This window comes from Streptomyces sp. 150FB (genome assembly GCF_000818195.1).
Taxonomy (GTDB): domain Bacteria; phylum Actinomycetota; class Actinomycetes; order Streptomycetales; family Streptomycetaceae; genus Streptomyces.
Genome location: NZ_JTHL01000001.1, coordinates 5,963,745 through 5,965,271, shown reverse-complemented (window position 1 = coordinate 5,965,271; position 1,527 = coordinate 5,963,745). Strand labels below are relative to the sequence as shown.

At 73.9% G+C, this 1,527-nt stretch carries 1 protein-coding gene; it reads left to right on the top strand.

Annotated features, from left to right (window positions below; genetic code table 11):
* Positions 1 to 1,527, top strand: a 1,527-nt coding sequence (locus QR77_RS46920; RefSeq protein ID WP_201778823.1) for a hypothetical protein, incomplete at both ends; no start/stop codon positions are given.

The following is a 1,527-nucleotide window of genomic DNA, read 5'->3' as shown; positions in this document are numbered from 1 at the left end:
GCGGCCCGCGCCCGTACCGCCCTCGCCACGGCGGTACGGGCACGGGCACTGGTCGAGGACCCCAACGGACGCGTCCGCTTCCGTCATCTGCTCGCCGCCCGCGCCGTCTACGACGACATCCCCGGCGGCGAGCGCCGCGCCCTGCATCTGAAGGCGGGCCGGGCCCTGGAGGCCATGTACCCGCTGCCGGTCGCCCGGCTGCCGCACCACTTCGGGGAGGCCGGCGACACCGAAGGGTGGCAGCACTACACCGAGTTGGCCGCCGACCTGGCCCTCGCCTCGGGCGATCAGCACACCGCCGTCGCCGCCCTGCACGCCCTGCTCTCCGCAGGCAATCTGCCAGCGGGAGCCGTTGTCCGGCTGTGCCGGAAGTTTCCCCTCTTCGCCTTCTCCGGCTACCTCGGCAGCACCAAACTGCTCGGGGTACTGCGCGCCCTGCTCGACGGCGGCGCCCTCGCCCGGCCCGAACGCGGCGAAGTCCGCGCCCAGTTGGGCCGGATGCTGATGCATGCCGGGCAGTACGTGACCGGGGCCGCCGAGCTGGAACGCGCCATCGCGGACCTCGACGACCGCCCGTACGAGGCCGCCTCGGCGATGAGCGTGCTGGGCCGCCCGGCGGGCGCGGACTGGCCGGTCGCCGCGCACCGCCGCTGGCTGGACAAGTCGATCGAACTGGTCGAGGCCCGCGTCCCCGCCGACCGCCAACTCCCCTTCCGCGTCGACCGGCTGACCGCTCTGCTGGAGATGGGAGACCCCAGCGGCTGGGACGCCGCAGCGGCGATCCCGGAGACCGCGAGCGGTACGGGCGACATCCTCAGCGTCATCCGCGCCGACCTCAACATCGGTGATGCCGCGCTCCGTTGGGGGTTCTACGCGGAGGCAAGGCGCCGCCTCGTACGGGCCGTCGACGTGGCCGTACGGAGCGGCCACCTGCGGATCCGGGACATGGCCGAGGTGACCCTGGCCCACCTCGACTGGTACACCGGCCGCTGGGAGGGCCTCGCAGATCGCCTCGCCACGCTCTCCGCCATCGAGGAAGAGCCTCTGATCGTCCTCGACAGCGCTCTGGTTACCGCGCTGCTCACCTCGGCCACCTCGACCGACCCCGGTGAACTCGCCTCGGCCGGGGAGCAGTTCGAGCAAGTGCTGACCGAGGCCGCGCGCCGAGGTGTCGTCGACATGCCGCTGGAGCCCACGGCCGCCCTCGCGAGGATGCGGCTCGCCGACGGCCACGACGCGGACAGCCTCGCCCTCACCGACGAGGGCATGCGCGTCGTCACCCACAAGGGCATCTGGCTGTGGGCCACCGAGATCGCCCCGGTCCGCGTCCAGGCCCTCGTCACCGCCGGACGCACCGCGGAGGCCCACGAATTCGTCACCCGCTACGCCCGGGGGCTGCGCGGCTGCACCGCCCCCACCGCCGCGGCCTCGCTGGCGGTCTGCCGGGCCTGGCTCGGCGAATCCGGCCAGTCCGCCGACCGGACGGCGGAGTGCTGGGAGACCGCCGCCACCGCGTGGGACCGGCTG